The organism is Aldersonia kunmingensis (assembly GCF_001646865.1).
Taxonomy (GTDB): domain Bacteria; phylum Actinomycetota; class Actinomycetes; order Mycobacteriales; family Mycobacteriaceae; genus Aldersonia; species Aldersonia kunmingensis.
On the sequence record NZ_LRRB01000179.1, the window covers coordinates 34,226 to 49,653 of the forward strand.

Consider the following 15,428-nt stretch of genomic DNA (forward strand, 5'->3'; position numbering starts at 1 on the left):
CGAGCAATCGCTCCCTTCCACCTTCAATCTATACCCGACCCGGGGCCTTGCGGCAAGGCCCCTTTCATGGTGCACAATCGTCGACCTAAGCCATTGACCAGCGGGAATAGGGCTGTCCACTGTGCCCGAAATTGGGTGCGGTGGCCCCGCATGGTCCACGACCGAAGGTCGTGAGGTGGTCGTCGAGCCCAGGAAAGTGAGGGGCATGTGACCAGTCGGGACTACGAAGAAGACCTGGCGTCCGAGCGCGAATACGTGGCAGGACTGTACGCGCGGCTCGATGACGAGCGGGCGCAGGCGAAGGGCCGCTACAAGTCGGCACTAATGGGCAACCGCGACAGGCTCGTCGATCGAGATGTCGAGGTGCGGGCGCTCGCGCGCGAGGTGAAGCGGCTGGACGTGGCCGATAACGGGCTGTGCTTCGGCCGGTTGGATAACAGCTCGGGCGAGCCCTCGTATATCGGTCGCATCGGCCTGTTCGACGAGAGGAACGAGTTCGAGCCGCTGTTGTTGGACTGGCGCGCCCCAGCGGCGCGCGCGTTCTACACCGCCACCGCCGTCAATCCGGAGGACATGCACCGACGCCGGCAGTTCCACGCCCGGGGGCGCCGCCTGGTCGATTTCACCGACGAGATCCTCGGTCGCCCGGACGCAGACGAGACAGAAGGCCGCGGCGATTCGGCACTCCTCGCGGCGGTCAATGCGCCGCGCGGCGACGGAATGCGCGATATCGTCGCGACCATCCAGGCCGAGCAGGACGCGATTATCCGGCACGATCATCCGGGTGTGCTCGTCATCGAGGGCGGCCCGGGCACCGGAAAGACGGTGGTGGCGTTGCACCGCGTCGCCTACCTGCTTTACACGCAGCGGGAGCGGATCGAGCGGCATGGGGTCCTCGTCGTCGGGCCGAATCCTGCTTTTCTGCAGCACATCTCGCGCGTGCTGCCGTCGCTCGGCGAATCGAACGTGGTGTTCATGACCACTGGCGATTTCGTGCCAGGCCTGCAGGTTACGGCCGAGGACACACCGGAGGCAGCGCGGATCAAGGGCTCCCTGCGCATGCTCGAGGTCCTCGCGGCGGCCATCGCGGACCGGCAGCGCCGACCGAGCGCCCCGATATCAATCGACCTCGCGGATGTGCAGGTGCGGATCGATTCGGAGACCGCCGAGTGGGCCATCCAAGAGGCGCGCGACAGCAAACTGCCGCACAACGAGGCGCGTGCGGTGTTCCAGGAGATCGTCACCTATGTCCTGACCGAGCGCGCGATCGGCCGAATTGGCAAGGGCTGGTTGACGCGTAAGGACCGTGACGCGTGGGAGGACCTGCGGAAGAATCTTGTCGCGGAGCTCGCGGAGAACGAGCAGTTCGCATCGGCGATGGACGATCTGTGGCCGATACTGAGGCCGGAAATGCTACTGGCACAGCTCTACTCGTCGCGCGAGCGTCTGGCTGCCGTGTGCGCCGACCCGGTGCTTTTCCGTGCAGACGGCGACGCCTGGACTGTCTCGGATGTCGCATTGCTCGATGAACTGGTCGACCTGCTCGGCCGAGACAAGGCCAAGGAGGAGGCCGCCGATCAAGCCGCCGAACGGGAGCGGAAAGCCGAGGCCGAGTACGCGACGGGCGTGCTGGATCTCCTTGTCGACCGGTCGGACCACATGGACGATGAGGACCACCTGTTCGCCACCGACATGCTCTATGGCGAGGACCTGGCCGAGCGCTTCGTCGAACGCGACACCCGCGAACTCGCCGAACGCGCAGCCGCGGACCGCGATTGGACCTATCGGCACATCGTCGTCGACGAGGCCCAGGAACTATCCGAAATGGATTGGCGGGTGCTGATGCGGCGTTGTCCCGGGCGCTCCTTCACGGTGGTCGGCGACCTCGCCCAACGCCGTTCCGCCGCGGGCGCGACATCGTGGACCACGATGCTCGACCCTTACGCCTCAGAACGGTGGGTCTTCCGGTCACTCTCGGTGAACTACCGAACGCCGGCGGAGATCATGGGTGTCGCAGCCGCGGTGCTCGCCGAGTTCGCACCGGGCGTCGTGCCGCCGGACTCGGTGCGCTCGTGCGGCGTCGCACCATGGTCGCGCCACGTCGTGGGCGACGAATTAGACTCTGCCATAGCAGAATTCGTCGAGGACGAGGCGAATCGTGAAGGCACCAGCGTTGTGATCGGTCCACCCGGTGTGCCGGGCACGGTGCCCGCATCCGAGACCAAGGGGCTCGAGTTCGACGCCGTTCTGGTGGTGGAACCGGAACGCATTCTCGCGGACGGTCCACGCGGTGCGGCCGAACTGTACGTCGCCCTTACCCGAGCGACTCAGCGGCTCGGCGTCCTGCATCTGGGACCGTTGCCGCAGGCGCTCGCCGGGCTCAGTGAAATGGCGACGGCCAGCAGCTGAACACGGCGTGAGACAGGCCCCCGATCGGAACCGATCGGGGGCCTGTCGTACACGACTGCTGCTACTCGTAGAGCCCGTCCGGGTTCATAAGCTGAAAAGTCGTGAGCGCGGCGAGGCCGAGGCGCAGAAGTTGGGCTGCAGTCTGGGCGAGGCTGGCCCCCGCGATGAGCATCCCGTCGTCAAAGGCAGCTTGGTCCATGGTTACGGGAGCTTCCAGGGTGCCGTCCTCCAGGGAGGCTTGAACTGGCTCCAGAGCGATGGGAGCTTGCTGCAGCACCCAGTCCTGGCAATTCCGGGTTTCGAGGGTCTCTCCCTCGACAATCTCTATGCGGCCACCGCGACTATTGCTGCCCATGACGCGGGTGAAACCGCCCGCCCGATGGATCGACCATCGGCAGGGGGTTTCGTGGTCCAGGGAGCCTTCGGTGCGGTAGGTGCCTGGGAGGAGCTGCGCGGACTCGGCGCTTCCAGCCGCATAGGAACCGTTGCCACCCGCTGAGGCCTGCGGCGTCGCATTGGCCGCGCCCACGCCGATCAACCCTGCAAGTGTCGTCGCAACGATCACGACGCCGATCCGCGCACAGTTCCTCATATGTTCCCTTCCAGGTTCCATAAACCCACACCGCGTCCAGCGATGCGCCATGCGCTCCCGGCTACGCCGACAGCTAGGGAGTGCCGGGAATTACGCGGCCGATAATCGAGCCAGCGGAACCGGTTCCGAGATCGGCGGTGGCAGCCGCACCGCCGCCGCCAAAGACACCAGAACCCGTACCGAAATCGTCGCCTCCGCCAGCAGAACCCGAACCGAACATCAAAGCCATCGCCGATGCCACACTCAAAGCGGCAGTGGAACCGGTACTGGAACCGGTCTCGAGGGCGAAACCGTTTCCGGTCCACAAGGAGGCGGCGATAATCGAGGCGAGGCTGGAACCGACTAGGGCACTACCGGTCCCGGCGAAACCCAAGCTCGCGAGGATCATCGACATCGTGGCCTCGTTCGGACCGGTGTCAAGCACCCAGGACGCGCAGTTCCGCGTATCGAGACGCTCGCCGTCGGCAATGGCGATACGGGCGCTCTCGATCGACTTTCCTTCGGTACGGATGCGGCCGTCCGAAGTGCGGATCTCCCACTCGCACGGAAACTCCCCGTCTACCGGGCCCTTCGTGCTGTAAAGCCCCGGGAGCATCTGGGCTGAGTCGATACTTCCGACCGCGTATGTACCCTCTCCGGCCACATTCGACAGCGGCACCGCATTGGCCGCACCCGCGCCCATCAACCCGGCCAACGTCGCCGCAACTGTCACGACGCCGATGCGCGCGCGGTGCATCATTTGTTCCCTTTCGACACACTTCTGCCGGCCCAATCCGGGTCCAGCGATCCCGTGAACCACAGCACCAACGAAGCCGCTCATGCGCACTTCGAACCATCCTACGAAATCGTTACAGTACAGCGGCGCAACCGTTATCGATTACGGGGCGCGCAGCTGAAAGGGCCCCCGATCCAACTGGATCGGGGGCCCTTCGACAGTCTCTGCGGCGAACTACGCCAGACGCTCCTTGAGTGCCTCGAACTCGTCGCGGACGCTCGTCGGGAGCTTGTCACCGATGAACTCGAACCACTCCTCGATGAGCGGAATCTCTTCCTTCCACTCATCGACGTTCACCGCGAGCGCCTCGTTGACGTCGGCGATGGCGACATCGAGGCCTTCGAGGTCGAGGTTGGCCGCAGTCGGGACGTAGCCGACAGCCGTGGACTCGGCCTCACCCTTGCCCTCGATGCGGTTGACGACCCACTCCAGCACGCGCGAGTTCTCACCGAAGCCCGGCCACAGGAAGCGACCGTCCTCTCCGCGACGGAACCAGTTGACGTAGAAGATCTTCGGAAGCTTCGTCGCATCGGCGTTCTTGCCGATGTTGCTCCAGTGGCCGATGTAGTCGCCCACGTTGTAGCCCAAGAACGGAAGCATGGCCATCGGGTCGCGGCGGACGCTGCCGACCTTGCCCTCGGCGGCGGCGGTCTGCTCGGAGGCCATGGTCGCACCCATGAACACGCCGTGGTCCCAGTTGAAGGACTCGGTCACCAGCGGGACGGTGGTCTTGCGACGGGCACCGAACAGAATCGCCGAGATCGGCACACCCTGCGGGTCGTCCCACTCGGGAGCGAGGATCGGGCACTGCTCCATCGGGGTGCAGTAACGCGAGTTCGGGTGCGCGGCCTTTTCGTCCGACTCGCGCAGGTCCCAGTCGCGACCCTTCCAGTCGATCAGGTGGTCGGGCTCGCCCTCGAGACCCTCCCACCAGACGTCGTTGTCGTCGGTCAGCGCGACGTTGGTGTAGACCGTGTTGCCGGCCTCGACCGTCTTCATGGCATTCGGGTTCGACGACCAGTTGGTGCCGGGCGCGACACCGAAGAAGCCGTTCTCCGGGTTGACGGCGTAAAGCTGGCCGTCCTTGCCGAAGCGCATCCAGGCGATGTCGTCACCGAGGGTCTCGGCGCGCCAGCCCGGGATGGTCGGCTGGATCATCGCGAGGTTGGTCTTGCCACAGGCCGACGGGAATGCCGCAGCGACGTAGTAGTTCTTGTTCTCCGGCGAGATCAGCTTGAGGATCAGCATGTGCTCGGCGAGCCAGCCCTCGTCGTGCGCCATCGCCGAGGCGATACGCAGCGAGTAGCACTTCTTACCGAGCAGCGCGTTGCCGCCGTAACCGGAGCCATAGCTCCAGATCTCCCGGTCCTCCGGGAAGTGGGTGATGTACTTCGTGTCGTTGCACGGCCACGGCACATCCGCCTCGCCCTCGGCCAGCGGCGCACCCAGCGAGTGCAGCGCCTTCACAAAGGGGCGGTCGGTGCCGAGCACGTCGAGCGCCTTCTGGCCCATGCGGGTCATGACGCGCATGGAGACGACGACATATTCGGAGTCGGTGAGCTCGACACCGAGCTTCGGGTCCTCGGCGCCGAGCGGGCCCATGCAGAACGGAACGACGTACATCGTCCGGCCGCGCATGCAGCCGCGGTAGAGCTCCGTCATGGTCGCGCGCATCTCGGCCGGGTCGACCCAGTTGTTCGTGGGGCCGGCATCCTCCTGCTCGCGCGAGCAGATGTAGGTGCGGGACTCGACACGCGCAACGTCGCTCGGGTCGGACAGCGCGAGGAACGAGTTCGGCTTCTTCTTCTCGTCCAGCTTGCGGAAGGTGCCCGCCTCGACCAGCTTGGTGGTCAGACGGTCCCATTCCTCGTCGGAGCCATCGGCCCACACGACGCGCTCCGGCTGTGTCAGCTCGGCTACCTCGCGCACCCAAGCGAGCAACTCGCTGTGCTGGGTCGGCGGCTTACCGTCGGTTCCGCTGATACCCGGAATGGTCGCTGAGGTCATCGAACTCTCCTGGATGTGGGTTGGCCCGATAGAAGTTGCAGCTCACGTATGCGAGCGCTCCCGACGAGTGTTCCCCAAGGTCTCGTTGGCTACTCGTTCGGGTGCATCGGAGCATAGCGATGCATCACGGGCAGAGTGCCTTCTTTGCTTTTCCACAGACTAACCCGGTGGCGGCTCGCACGCCGCCGGGGGTAGTGCGCGATTTCTCACATACCCGCAGCAAGGGGACCCAATTGTGCCGGTCGCCACTACTCGCCGACCCTACCGTGGTTGATCTCGGTCCAGCCATCCACTCCGTCGGCACCGACCTCGTATCGCCAGGATGCAAAAACGCCGTCGTCGTCCACTGCGGTGAGCTCGTCCGCCAACCCGTCGAGATCGGTGTCGGTGACCACCAAGAGCGAGTCGCCGTCCGACAGCGTGGCGGTATCGAGCACGCCATCACCGTCGAGGTCGATCGTGGGGTGTTGCAGATCCACTGCACCTAGGTCACCGAGCTCCGAGGTGGCGTCGATGCCGGACAACTCGGTCAGCGAGAACGCATCTGACGTGACCACCGTGGCTCCTCGAGTGCGCTGGATTGCTGTTTGCTCGGATTGCAGGACGCGGTACCGCCAGCCCTGCGGACATGGTTCGCCTTGATGTCTATAGACGCACGGCGTCGCGCTCGGGTTCCTTCCCTGCCGAAATCGCACGAAGCCCCTCCTCGACCGCGGCCAGGTCACGCCGGCAGGACGCCATCCGCCCGGACCGCGCGCTGCCAAGCCGCCGGATCTCCGCGTCGATCGCCCCGACCTCCACGTCGACGAGTGCGGCGCGCTCACCGGCCCGGCGCACGATGTCCTCCGCGACCAGCGCCTCGGCCTCGACGAGCGCACTCACCATCCGCTGCTCGAGCTGCGCCTTCACCTCGACGAGCGCCTCAGCGGCCCACTGCCGCAGCTGCGCCCGCTCGGCCACCTGCGCGCGGGAGCGGGTGAACCACCACGCCGCACCCGCGCCGAGCACGAGCGTGAGCGGGATGGTGAGCGCATCGAGCGCCGGGATCATGGTCAGCGGAGCGACTGCGAGACGGCCGAGGCCCACACCCGCGGACGCACCCAGAGCAATCGTGAGCCGACTCTCCACCGTGTGCCGCGCTCGCGGTGGTGGCGGACCGACGCGCGGCGAGCCACCGGCAGGACCCCACAGCCCATCCGCAGCAGCGTTTGCGACCCGGCGTGCGAGTTGCGCGATCCGCGCCGTTGTCCAGGCGTCGAGACGTTCGGTGAGCTCGGCGACCGCACTGTCGAGATAGCTCGCGAGGTCGGCCAATTCGCGAGGAGCGGCGTCATCCACCCGGGCACGCACAACGCCGTTCAGCGCGCGGACCTGGGCACCGACCTCGTGCACCACGTCGACGCGGGCTAGTTGTACCTGGCTGCGCAGTGCGGCGACGGCCTCGGTCCGGCCGCCATCCCGACTCGCGAGCAGTCGTGCGCGCTCCGCCCGCGGCTGTGTGATGTCGTCGCCATCGCCGAGCGACCGGACCATCGCCCGAATACTGTCGGCGGCCTGGTCGGCGACCGTTCTGGTCAGGTCCCGGTGGTGGTCCGACCGCGCTCGCTGCGCATCGGAGGGCAGCGCCGCCGCCAGCTGCCTGGCCAGTCCCGGGACGCCCGACGCGGCGAGCACGCGCATCCGCACGCCGGAGTCCGTGTCGGCGAGTGCGATTCGCGCGGTGGCCGCAAGCCGAGCCGACACCGGCACGATGACCTGCGGCCCGCCGAACTGCGCACCGAGCGCTTGCATGTTCGCACCGCGGACGACTGCCCAGTCCTCGTGGACATCGATCTTGTTGAGCGCGAACACCACTCGGCGACCAGGCGTGCGAGGGACGTCCAACGGGGCCTTCGCCGGCGCTGCGGCATCGAGCACGACGAGCAGCACGCCGGAATCATCCGGACTGCCGGATAGATCGAGTTCGGGCGAGTACGCGACCAGCTCGGCGATGAGCTCGGACTTGCCGGCTCCCACTTCTCCGACCACGGCGATCCGACGTGGATCCCAGCGGCCGTCGGTGACCGCGGCGAGTCGCCGCCAGCCGTCCGGCTGCCAGCGCGAGAGCACATCGGCGAACTCCGACGGCGGATCCGTGGCCTGGGGAACACCGCATTCGAGGGCGCTCACCGGCAACCACCGAGCCGGCCCGCGACAGGACCGTCGAGGAAGGTCTCCACTTCGGCGGCGGCAGCGGGGTGATCGGGTATCGCGCGGGCCGCTATGCGTTGGAGTTCGTCGATCAGTAGTGCGCCTCGCGATGTCCGCACTTCGGACACACGAGCGCTCAGTGCCGCGGCGACACCGTCGACGCCCGAGGCGACAAGAAGCAGGTCCCGCAGACCTTCCGCATCGAGGCTCGGGTTGGCCGCAAGACCGGCGACAGCGAGGCGGATTCCTGCCATTGGCCAGCGTGCGAGCAGTTCGCGGCGGTCCGCGGCCGGCACCGGCACCTGCGCGGCTACGAACAGTTCGGCCGAGAGCATCAGCGTGGGGTCGGTCGCCACCGCGAGCGCCTGCAGGGTTTCGAGCTCGGCCGACTGGATGTCATTGCGCTGTACGGCAACTGCGAGCGAGGCAATCATCGGCACGACGCGGTGGCCGGTTGCCGCCGCCAGCTGTGCACAGATCTCCTGCGGATCCGCATCGATCGTGTCGGCCTTGTTCAGCACAACGACCGAGGCTCGGTCGAGGGTGGCAATCGTGGATTCCGCGTCCGGCTGCACAGGCCAGACCTCGACATGGACCACGACATCTGCGGCGAGGGTGCTGTCCTCGCTGCTTGCGGCGGGAAGTCCGAGCGCTGCGCGCACCCTGGATTTCCCGACGCCGTAGCGTCCGGCGACGCCGACCTGCACCGGCGATCGCCAGAACGCGAGCGCAAGGTCGAGGGCGTCGGCGACCCGCGGTGCCCCCGATCGGCGCACCGCGTCCACCACACGCTCCAACTCGGCCGACTCCGGCACGGCGTCACCCCCTTCGACCGGCGATTCTTGCAAACTCGGCCGACAACTGGCGCGAGAGTGCTTGACCTCGACCATGGTTCAGGTTGGAACCTGTTGCAATGGACGCCATCGTGATCCGCGAATTCGGTCCCGCGCAGAACCTGCACCTCGAGTCGGTGCCCGATCCCGTACCCGGGCCCGACGCGGTCCGGATCGCGGTCGCCGCGAGCGGGGTGCACGTCATCGACACCCGTATCCGCGCGGGCATGCGGCTCGGACCGTTTCCGCTGCCCGACCTGCCGTATATCCCGGGGCGAGAGGTGGTTGGCACGGTCGAGGCGGTGGGGTCGCAGGCTGATGAACACCTGATCGGCGCCCACGTCGCGGTATCGCTGGGCAACGCCAACGGCGGGTACGCCGGTCTGGCCATCGCACCCGCGACCGATCTGCACGTGATCGACAGCGGTCTGGACCCCGCAACCGCGATCACCATGGTCGGCACCGGGCGCACCGCCGTCGGCCTACTCGAGGGCGCGGCCCTGCGCCCTGGTGAGACGGTGCTGATCACCGCTGCGGCCGGCGGGGTCGGTTCGATGCTGGTGCAGGGCGCGCGCCGGGCCGGTGCCCGCGTCGTCGCCCTGGCCGGCGGACCCGCGAAGGTCGCACTTGCCCGGGAGAACGGGGCCGATCTCGCTGTGGATTACCTCGATCCCGGGTGGCCGTCGATCGTGCGCGATGCGGGCGCGGCCCCGACGGTGTTGTTCGATGCCGTCGGCGGGGCCATCGCCGACACCGCGATCGACCTACTCGCGACTCCGGCGAGGGTGGTGTCGTACGGGAATGTCGCAGGCAATGCCGCCGCGACCGATGCCGAGCTCGCGGCCCGCGGTATCGCCCGCGGCACCGGCCTGGGACCGGCCGGAGGATTCACACCCGACAACATCTGGCGCTGGGCGGCGGAGGCACTCGCACTGGCCGCGAATGGCGAACTCACCGCGTCGACGACCCGGTTTGCGCTGGCCGACGCCGCGGCCGCACATATCCGGATGGAGAACCGGGAGACGGTCGGCAAGGTTGTGCTGGACGTCGCATGACACCACGCTCCCGATCCGTCACTTTCGTCCCTTCCGTTACGCATCCGCTGGCATGCGTGACAATGGACGGGTGAACGACGCGGAACAGGCCTCCCCCCAAGCTCGGGAGCACAATGCCCGGCTTTACCCGAGGGTGACGAGTTTCCGTTCCCGTCGTGGCGCTTTGACGCCTACCCAGCAGCAGGCTTGGGACCGCACATGGCCGCAGGTAGGCACAGACGTCGGCGACGATTTGCTCGACGCCGACACCTGGTTCGGGCGCACCGCTCCACTCGTAATCGAGATCGGCTGCGGAACTGGCACGGCCACTGCGGACATGGCTGTCGCCGAGCCTGAGATCAACCTCATCGGGGTCGAGGTGTACCGCCCCGGTCTCGCGCAGCTCGTTCAGCGCATCGAGCGCGACGAAATCGGAAACATTCGGCTCGTTCGCGGCGATGCCGTGGACGTGCTCGAAAATATGATTGCTCCCGAGTCGCTGACCGGCGTCCGGGTGTTCTTTCCGGACCCGTGGCCCAAGGCTCGGCACCACAAGCGCCGCCTGCTCCAGCCGCGGACCGTCGCGCTGATCGCGAGCCGTCTCATGCCGGGGGGTGTGCTGCATGTTGCCACCGACCACGCCGAATACGCCGAGTTCATAGCCGAAGTCGGCAATGCCGACCCGCATCTGACCGCGCTCGATTGGGACTCCCCGATCAACCATGAGCGCCCGGTCACCAAGTTCGAGGGCAAGGCGCATCGCGCAGGCAGCGTTGTCACCGAGCTGATTTGGGGGAAGATCAAACCATGAGCGGAACCGTTGCTCTGCCCGATTCCGGCGTCGATAACGACGGCAGCGTGGATCTGGGCAGCAACCCCGGTGGAACCGGCCGAGTGCTGCTGGTCTGGGACGCCCCCAACCTCGACATGGGCCTCGGCGCGATCCTCGGTGGTCGCCCCACCGCCGCCTACCGGCCCCGTTTCGACGCGCTCGGACGCTGGCTGCTCGGCCGCACCGCGGAACTGTCCGTCGGCAGCGCACGCCCGGTCGAGCCCGAGGCGACCGTCTTCACCAACATCGCAACTGGCAGCGCCGACGTCGTCCGGCCATGGGTCGAGGCGCTGCGCAACGTCGGTTTCGCGGTGTTCGCCAAGCCCAAAATCGACGAGGACAGCGACGTCGACTCCGATATGCTGGCGCATATCGCGCTGCGCGCGGAGCAGGGACTGAGCGGTCTCGTCGTCGCGTCCGCCGACGGTCAGGCCTTCCGGGAGCCGCTGGAAGAGATCGCCGCCACGGGCGTCAGCGTCCAGGTGATCGGGTTCCGCGAGCACGCCAGCTGGGCGGTGACGTCCCAGTCTCTCGAGTTCATCGACCTCGAAGAGATTCCGGGCGTGTTCCGAGAACCGCTACCGCGAGTCAGCCTCGACTCGCTGCCCGACGAAGGTGCCTGGCTGCAACCGTTCCGCCCCCTCTCCGCCTTACTTGCAGGGCGTTCGGGGCAGGGAGTCGGCTAGTGTTCGATAGTTGGGGAAACATCGTCTACCGCTTCCGATTCGGTGTAATCGGCCTGATGGTTGCCGGGCTGCTCGCGCTCGGCGCCTACGGGCTCGGGCTCGAGAAGCACCTGAGCCAGAGCGGCTGGGACGACCCCGGCTCCGAATCGGCGCAGGCCGCCCGCCTGGCCGACGAGACGTATGGGCGCGACCATGGCTCCGATGTCGTCGTGCTCTATACCGCACCGCCCGGTAAGACTGTCGACGATCCGCAGTTCAGCGCCGCGATCGTCAACAATCTGAACAGCCTGCCGCGGGAGCACCCGGACCAGATCATCGGCGTCAACGTGTCGTACTGGAAGACCGAGACGGGCCAGCAGGCCCCGCTTGCGGACAAGACGAAGCAACATGCGTTCGCGACGGTCGGCATCAAGGGCGACAACGACACGGAACAGACCGAAAACTTTCGCGAGGTCCGCGACGCCTTCTATATCGACGGCATCGATGTGCAGCTCGCCGGTCTGCAACCAGTGGCAGGCACGCTGAACGACACCATGGCGCAGGACGTCCGGCGCATGGAGTTGCTCGCCATCCCCGCGGTCGCGGTGTTGCTGTTCTTCATCTTCGGCGGCTTGGTTGCCGCTGCACTGCCGCTCATCGTCGGCGGGCTCACCGTGGTCGGCGCCTGGGGCATCGTCCGCTTCATTACCGAATTCACCGAGGTCAACGCATTCGTCTCACCCGTGGTGTCGCTGATCGGCCTCGGCTTGGCGATCGACTACGGACTGTTCATCGTGAGTCGCTTCCGCGAAGAGATTGCGGAGGGCCACACGACCGGTGACGCCGTGCGCCGCTCGGTAATGACAGCAGGCCGCACCGTCGTGTTCTCGGCGACGATGATTGTCGCCAGCCTCGGCGGTCTGTTGATCTTCCCGCAGGGCTTCCTGAAGTCGGTGGCCTACGGCGCGATCGCGACGGTCAGCCTCGCCGCCCTCACCGCTGTGACCGTGCTGCCCGCGATTCTCGGCATCCTCGGCCCGCGCATCGACATGCTCGGCTTCAAGTGGCTGCGCAAGACCAAGACCGCCGAGGAAGTCGAGAGCGGTTTCTGGGGCCGCATCACCCGTCAGGTGATGAAGCACCCGTTGCGATACGCGATTCCGATCGTTGTCGGCCTGTTGCTCCTGATCATCCCGGTCAAGAACATCACCTTCGGTGGCATCAACGAGCGCTACCTACCACCGGACAACTCGACCCGACTTGCGCAGGAGGAGTTCGACCAACTCTTCCCGCTGCGTCCCACCGAGCCGATCAAACTGGTTGTCACCACAGAAAACTCACGCTCTGTTGGGCAGATCCGGCAGCAGGCCAACCAGGCCCCCGGGCTTGCGTCGGACTTCGTGCTACCGACATCACAGACGAAGGACAACGTCTGGATTCTGTCGGGGACGCTGGAGGAACGGAACAACGCGCAGCCAACGATCGACTATCTGCGATCGATGGCAGTACCGGCCGACGCCACGATGCTCGTCGGCGGCACACCGGCGATCGAACGCGACAGTATCGACGCGCTGCTCGACAAAATGCCGTGGATGGTCTTGCTCGTGTTGTTGGTGACAACGCTGCTGATGTTCCTGACGTTCGGATCGCTGGTTTTGCCGATCAAAGCCGCTTTGATGAGCGCACTGGGTCTCGGTGCGACGCTTGGCATTTTGACGTGGATATTTGTGGACGGTCATGGCGCGGGGATTCTCAACTTCACGCCGGAACCGATCATGGCACCGGTGTTGGTGTTGATCATCGCGATCATCTACGGCCTATCCACCGACTACGAGGTGTTCCTGCTCTCTCGCATGGTCGAGGCGAGAACCATGGGCGCGAGCACCACCGAGGCGATTCGGATCGGCACCGCGCACACCGGCCGGATCATCAGTGCGGCAGCGGTGATCCTGATCGTTGTGACCGGCGCGTTCGGCTTCTCCGAACTGGTGATGATGCAGTACATCGCGTACGGCATGATCGCGGCCCTGATCATCGACGCGACGCTCATCCGCATGTTCCTCGTGCCCTCGGTGATGAAACTGCTCGGCGACGACTGCTGGTGGGCACCCGCCTGGATGAAGCGAATCCAGGCGCGGATCGGGCTCGCGGAGCCGGTCCTGGTGACCGGCTACCTCCCGGACGATGTCGTCGACCTCACCCGCACTGCCGTTGCCGCAAAGCCGAAGCCGCCGCCCCGCCGCCGTCGCCGCAACGAGCCGGAGATCCCCGCCGACGACACATCGACAGTGGCGTTCGCGGCGGTCGCGACGCTCACCGAGGAACGTCCCGCAGCGGAACAGCCGCCTGCCGAGCAGCAGTCCGACAATGCGGACGACGCTCCCACCGAGAAACATGCGCGGATTGAGCCGGAACCCACAGTCGAGCCGGAATCGCCGGCGCCGAAACGGTTCTCGCTGTTCGAGAAACCGCAGGGCCCTGCGCAGCCGCAGCAACGGCACCGCGCTGCGGAAAACATTCCGACCCCGCAGACGCCGGGTGCCGAGCCGACGCCGAGCGCCGAGCAGAGGCCGTCCGCCGAAGAAACGCCGGACGTGGACCCTCAGCCGCCCGTGCAGCAACAGCAGCAGCCGGCGAAGCGGCAGCAGTCGCTGTTCGAGAAGCCAGAGCCGCTGACCCGGCCGCATCAGCCCGCCATGGACGACACGCCAACTGTGCAAGCGCCGCGTGTCGAGCCTGAGCCGCCCGCAGACCAAGCACCACAAGCCGAGCAGTCGCGCGCCGAACAGCCGCGGTCCGAGCAGAAGCCGCTAACCCAGGCGCCTGCGACAGAGCAACGGGTATACGCCTTCCGCGGCATCAAGCCCGCCGACGAGGACGTCGAAAACTGGATCGCTGCGCCGGCGCCGGAAGAGAAGCGCAACGGCGACAGCGACGACGAACCGCACGGTCGGCATCAGCGGACGGATAAGAGCCTTAGCGTCTCGGATCTAATGCGACGCAAGGGGCGTTAGCCGAAGGCTCACTCGACGTCGGCGAACTGCTTCTCCATACGCTCGATGATCATGTCGTCGTAGGACCGCTCATTGAGGTACTCGGCCTCGAAGCCGTCCTCGATGTGCTCACCGGCAATGGCGCGCTCGGCGAGGCCGACGAGGCGCGCCTGAACTTCGGGATCGCGGTGCATCTCCGCGTGCTTCGCGGTGAGCAGTGCCATCACCGCCTCGATCGACTCGGCAGCCACCGACCAGTCCTCGCCGGTATACCGGCCCTTCCACACGCCGTCTTCGTTCGTGACAATCGCGCGCTGCTTGATGTGCAGTCTCGATGTTTCGCTCATCCAGTCCACCCCCCTTGACTGTTTTCTACCATCATTTCTCTCGAGGTGGCAAACATTCAGCTAATTTCAATTGGCTAACAGGTAGGCGGATCAGTGCATTGCCCGGCCCCAACCACCCATCATTCCGCGCAGCGCGGTGCCGAACGGATGCTTGGCGGTGAGCGAGCCGAACCGCACCCGGCCGCGCACGATGATGTGCAACGGACCGATCGGCGGGCCGGTGCGTACCTTGTTTGTCGCACTCGCACCGACGAGGTCGAGGCCGTTGACGTCGACGGTTGCCTCACTCGGAACGATGAGCGTCACGCTGCTGCAGAAATCGTCGACGACCATCTCCACCACCTGCGTCCGCATGACGGCTTCGGTGAAGTCGAGGGTCACGCTGGACAGCCGGCTGCTCAGGTGGAGCCGCGGCGCCACATGCCACGGCCCCTTGCGGGTGACGGTGGACATGCGCCCCCGAATGAGGTCACCGGAGTTGGTGGTCTGCGGCGGCTGCGATCCATAACGGGCCTGCGCGGGTTCGGCCGGCGCGTCCTCACCGACACGGCGCTCGTCGCCGGCGTAGCGCAGGCCGGGCAGGTCGAGCAGCACGGCGTTCAACTCGCCGCGCGTCTTCGCCGCGAGCGCGGTGTCCATCCGTTCGGTGAACTCGCCGAGCGACAGCATCCCTTGCCCGACCGCCCGCTGCAGCAACTGGCCGACATGCTCGCGTTCAGCGTCGGACACCCGAAATTCCCTCGCGTCCATG

At 66.5% G+C, this 15,428-nt stretch carries 13 protein-coding genes; 5 read left to right on the forward strand and 8 right to left on the reverse strand.

What is annotated here, in order from left to right; translation table 11 throughout:
- Nucleotides 1-207: 207 nt before the first annotated feature.
- Nucleotides 208-2,409 carry an RNA polymerase recycling motor ATPase HelR gene (helR, locus tag A8G08_RS13425; RefSeq protein WP_187344465.1) on the forward strand — a complete coding sequence of 734 codons (2,202 nt, stop codon included), beginning with the start codon at nucleotides 208-210 and terminating at the stop codon, nucleotides 2,407-2,409.
- Between the two features lie 61 nt (nucleotides 2,410-2,470).
- On the opposite strand, the gene A8G08_RS13430 is transcribed toward helR, so the two are convergent.
- The 6 genes from A8G08_RS13430 to A8G08_RS13455 form a co-directional block, all read right to left on the reverse strand.
- The gene (locus tag A8G08_RS13430; protein WP_157108558.1) at nucleotides 2,471-2,974 is read right to left on the reverse strand and encodes an Rv1352/Rv1906c domain-containing protein; all 504 of its coding nucleotides are present in this window, start codon (nucleotides 2,972-2,974) and stop codon (nucleotides 2,471-2,473) included.
- 100 nt (nucleotides 2,975-3,074) lie between these two features.
- Nucleotides 3,075-3,740 (reverse strand): Rv1352/Rv1906c domain-containing protein, encoded by a 666-nt coding sequence (locus tag A8G08_RS13435; RefSeq protein WP_068274644.1) that lies wholly within the window; start codon nucleotides 3,738-3,740, stop codon nucleotides 3,075-3,077.
- 210 nt (nucleotides 3,741-3,950) lie between these two features.
- A complete protein-coding gene (locus A8G08_RS13440; protein WP_068274647.1) occupies nucleotides 3,951-5,783 on the reverse strand; it encodes a phosphoenolpyruvate carboxykinase (GTP) in 1,833 nt (610 codons plus the stop codon).
- A gap of 248 nt (nucleotides 5,784-6,031) precedes the next feature.
- Entirely contained in the window at nucleotides 6,032-6,340 is a 309-nt protein-coding gene (locus A8G08_RS13445) for a DUF6802 family protein (RefSeq protein WP_068274650.1), read from the reverse strand.
- 88 nt (nucleotides 6,341-6,428) lie between these two features.
- Nucleotides 6,429-7,952 carry a hypothetical protein gene (locus A8G08_RS13450; protein ID WP_068274652.1) on the reverse strand — a complete coding sequence of 508 codons (1,524 nt, stop codon included), beginning with the start codon at nucleotides 7,950-7,952 and terminating at the stop codon, nucleotides 6,429-6,431.
- Nucleotides 7,949-8,788, reverse strand: a complete 840-nt coding sequence (locus A8G08_RS13455; protein WP_068274655.1) for a hypothetical protein — start codon at nucleotides 8,786-8,788, stop codon at nucleotides 7,949-7,951. Before A8G08_RS13455 ends, A8G08_RS13450 begins: the two co-directional genes overlap by 4 nt.
- 98 nt (nucleotides 8,789-8,886) lie before the next feature.
- On the opposite strand from A8G08_RS13455, the gene A8G08_RS13460 reads away from it, so the two are divergent.
- The 4 genes from A8G08_RS13460 to A8G08_RS13475 are packed head-to-tail and all read left to right on the forward strand — an operon-like array spanning nucleotide 8,887 to nucleotide 14,351.
- Nucleotides 8,887-9,861, forward strand: coding sequence for a zinc-binding dehydrogenase (locus A8G08_RS13460; RefSeq protein WP_068274658.1), 975 nt, complete (start codon nucleotides 8,887-8,889; stop codon nucleotides 9,859-9,861).
- 52 nt (nucleotides 9,862-9,913) lie between these two features.
- Nucleotides 9,914-10,651 carry a tRNA (guanosine(46)-N7)-methyltransferase TrmB gene (trmB, locus tag A8G08_RS13465; RefSeq protein WP_068274661.1) on the forward strand — a complete coding sequence of 246 codons (738 nt, stop codon included), beginning with the start codon at nucleotides 9,914-9,916 and terminating at the stop codon, nucleotides 10,649-10,651.
- Nucleotides 10,648-11,358: an NYN domain-containing protein gene (locus A8G08_RS13470; protein WP_068274664.1), complete on the forward strand. Its 711-nt coding sequence runs from the start codon at nucleotides 10,648-10,650 to the stop codon at nucleotides 11,356-11,358. The genes trmB and A8G08_RS13470 overlap by 4 nt, the downstream gene beginning before the upstream one ends.
- Nucleotides 11,358-14,351, forward strand: a complete 2,994-nt coding sequence (locus A8G08_RS13475; protein ID WP_068274667.1) for an MMPL family transporter — start codon at nucleotides 11,358-11,360, stop codon at nucleotides 14,349-14,351. Before A8G08_RS13470 ends, A8G08_RS13475 begins: the two co-directional genes overlap by 1 nt.
- A gap of 8 nt (nucleotides 14,352-14,359) precedes the next feature.
- On the opposite strand, the gene A8G08_RS13480 is transcribed toward A8G08_RS13475, so the two are convergent.
- Complete coding sequence (locus A8G08_RS13480) at nucleotides 14,360-14,677, reverse strand: hypothetical protein (protein ID WP_068274719.1); 318 nt, start codon at nucleotides 14,675-14,677, stop codon at nucleotides 14,360-14,362.
- 90 nt (nucleotides 14,678-14,767) lie between these two features.
- Nucleotides 14,768-15,427, reverse strand: a complete 660-nt coding sequence (locus A8G08_RS13485) for a DUF1707 SHOCT-like domain-containing protein (protein WP_068274670.1) — start codon at nucleotides 15,425-15,427, stop codon at nucleotides 14,768-14,770.
- Nucleotide 15,428: the final 1 nt, after the last annotated feature.

Excerpts from the sequence above, each read along its gene's own strand:
- A8G08_RS13435 (WP_068274644.1), bottom strand. The coding sequence starts at position 3,740 with ATGATGCACCGCGCGCGCATCGGCGTCGTGACAGTTGCGGCGACGTTG.
- A8G08_RS13440 (WP_068274647.1), bottom strand. The coding sequence starts at position 5,783 with ATGACCTCAGCGACCATTCCGGGTATCAGCGGAACCGACGGTAAGCCG.
- A8G08_RS13460 (WP_068274658.1), top strand. The coding sequence starts at position 8,887 with ATGGACGCCATCGTGATCCGCGAATTCGGTCCCGCGCAGAACCTGCAC.
- trmB (WP_068274661.1), top strand. The coding sequence starts at position 9,914 with ATGCGTGACAATGGACGGGTGAACGACGCGGAACAGGCCTCCCCCCAA.
- A8G08_RS13470 (WP_068274664.1), top strand. The coding sequence starts at position 10,648 with ATGAGCGGAACCGTTGCTCTGCCCGATTCCGGCGTCGATAACGACGGC.
- A8G08_RS13480 (WP_068274719.1), bottom strand. The coding sequence starts at position 14,677 with ATGAGCGAAACATCGAGACTGCACATCAAGCAGCGCGCGATTGTCACG.
- A8G08_RS13485 (WP_068274670.1), bottom strand. The coding sequence starts at position 15,427 with ATGGACGCGAGGGAATTTCGGGTGTCCGACGCTGAACGCGAGCATGTC.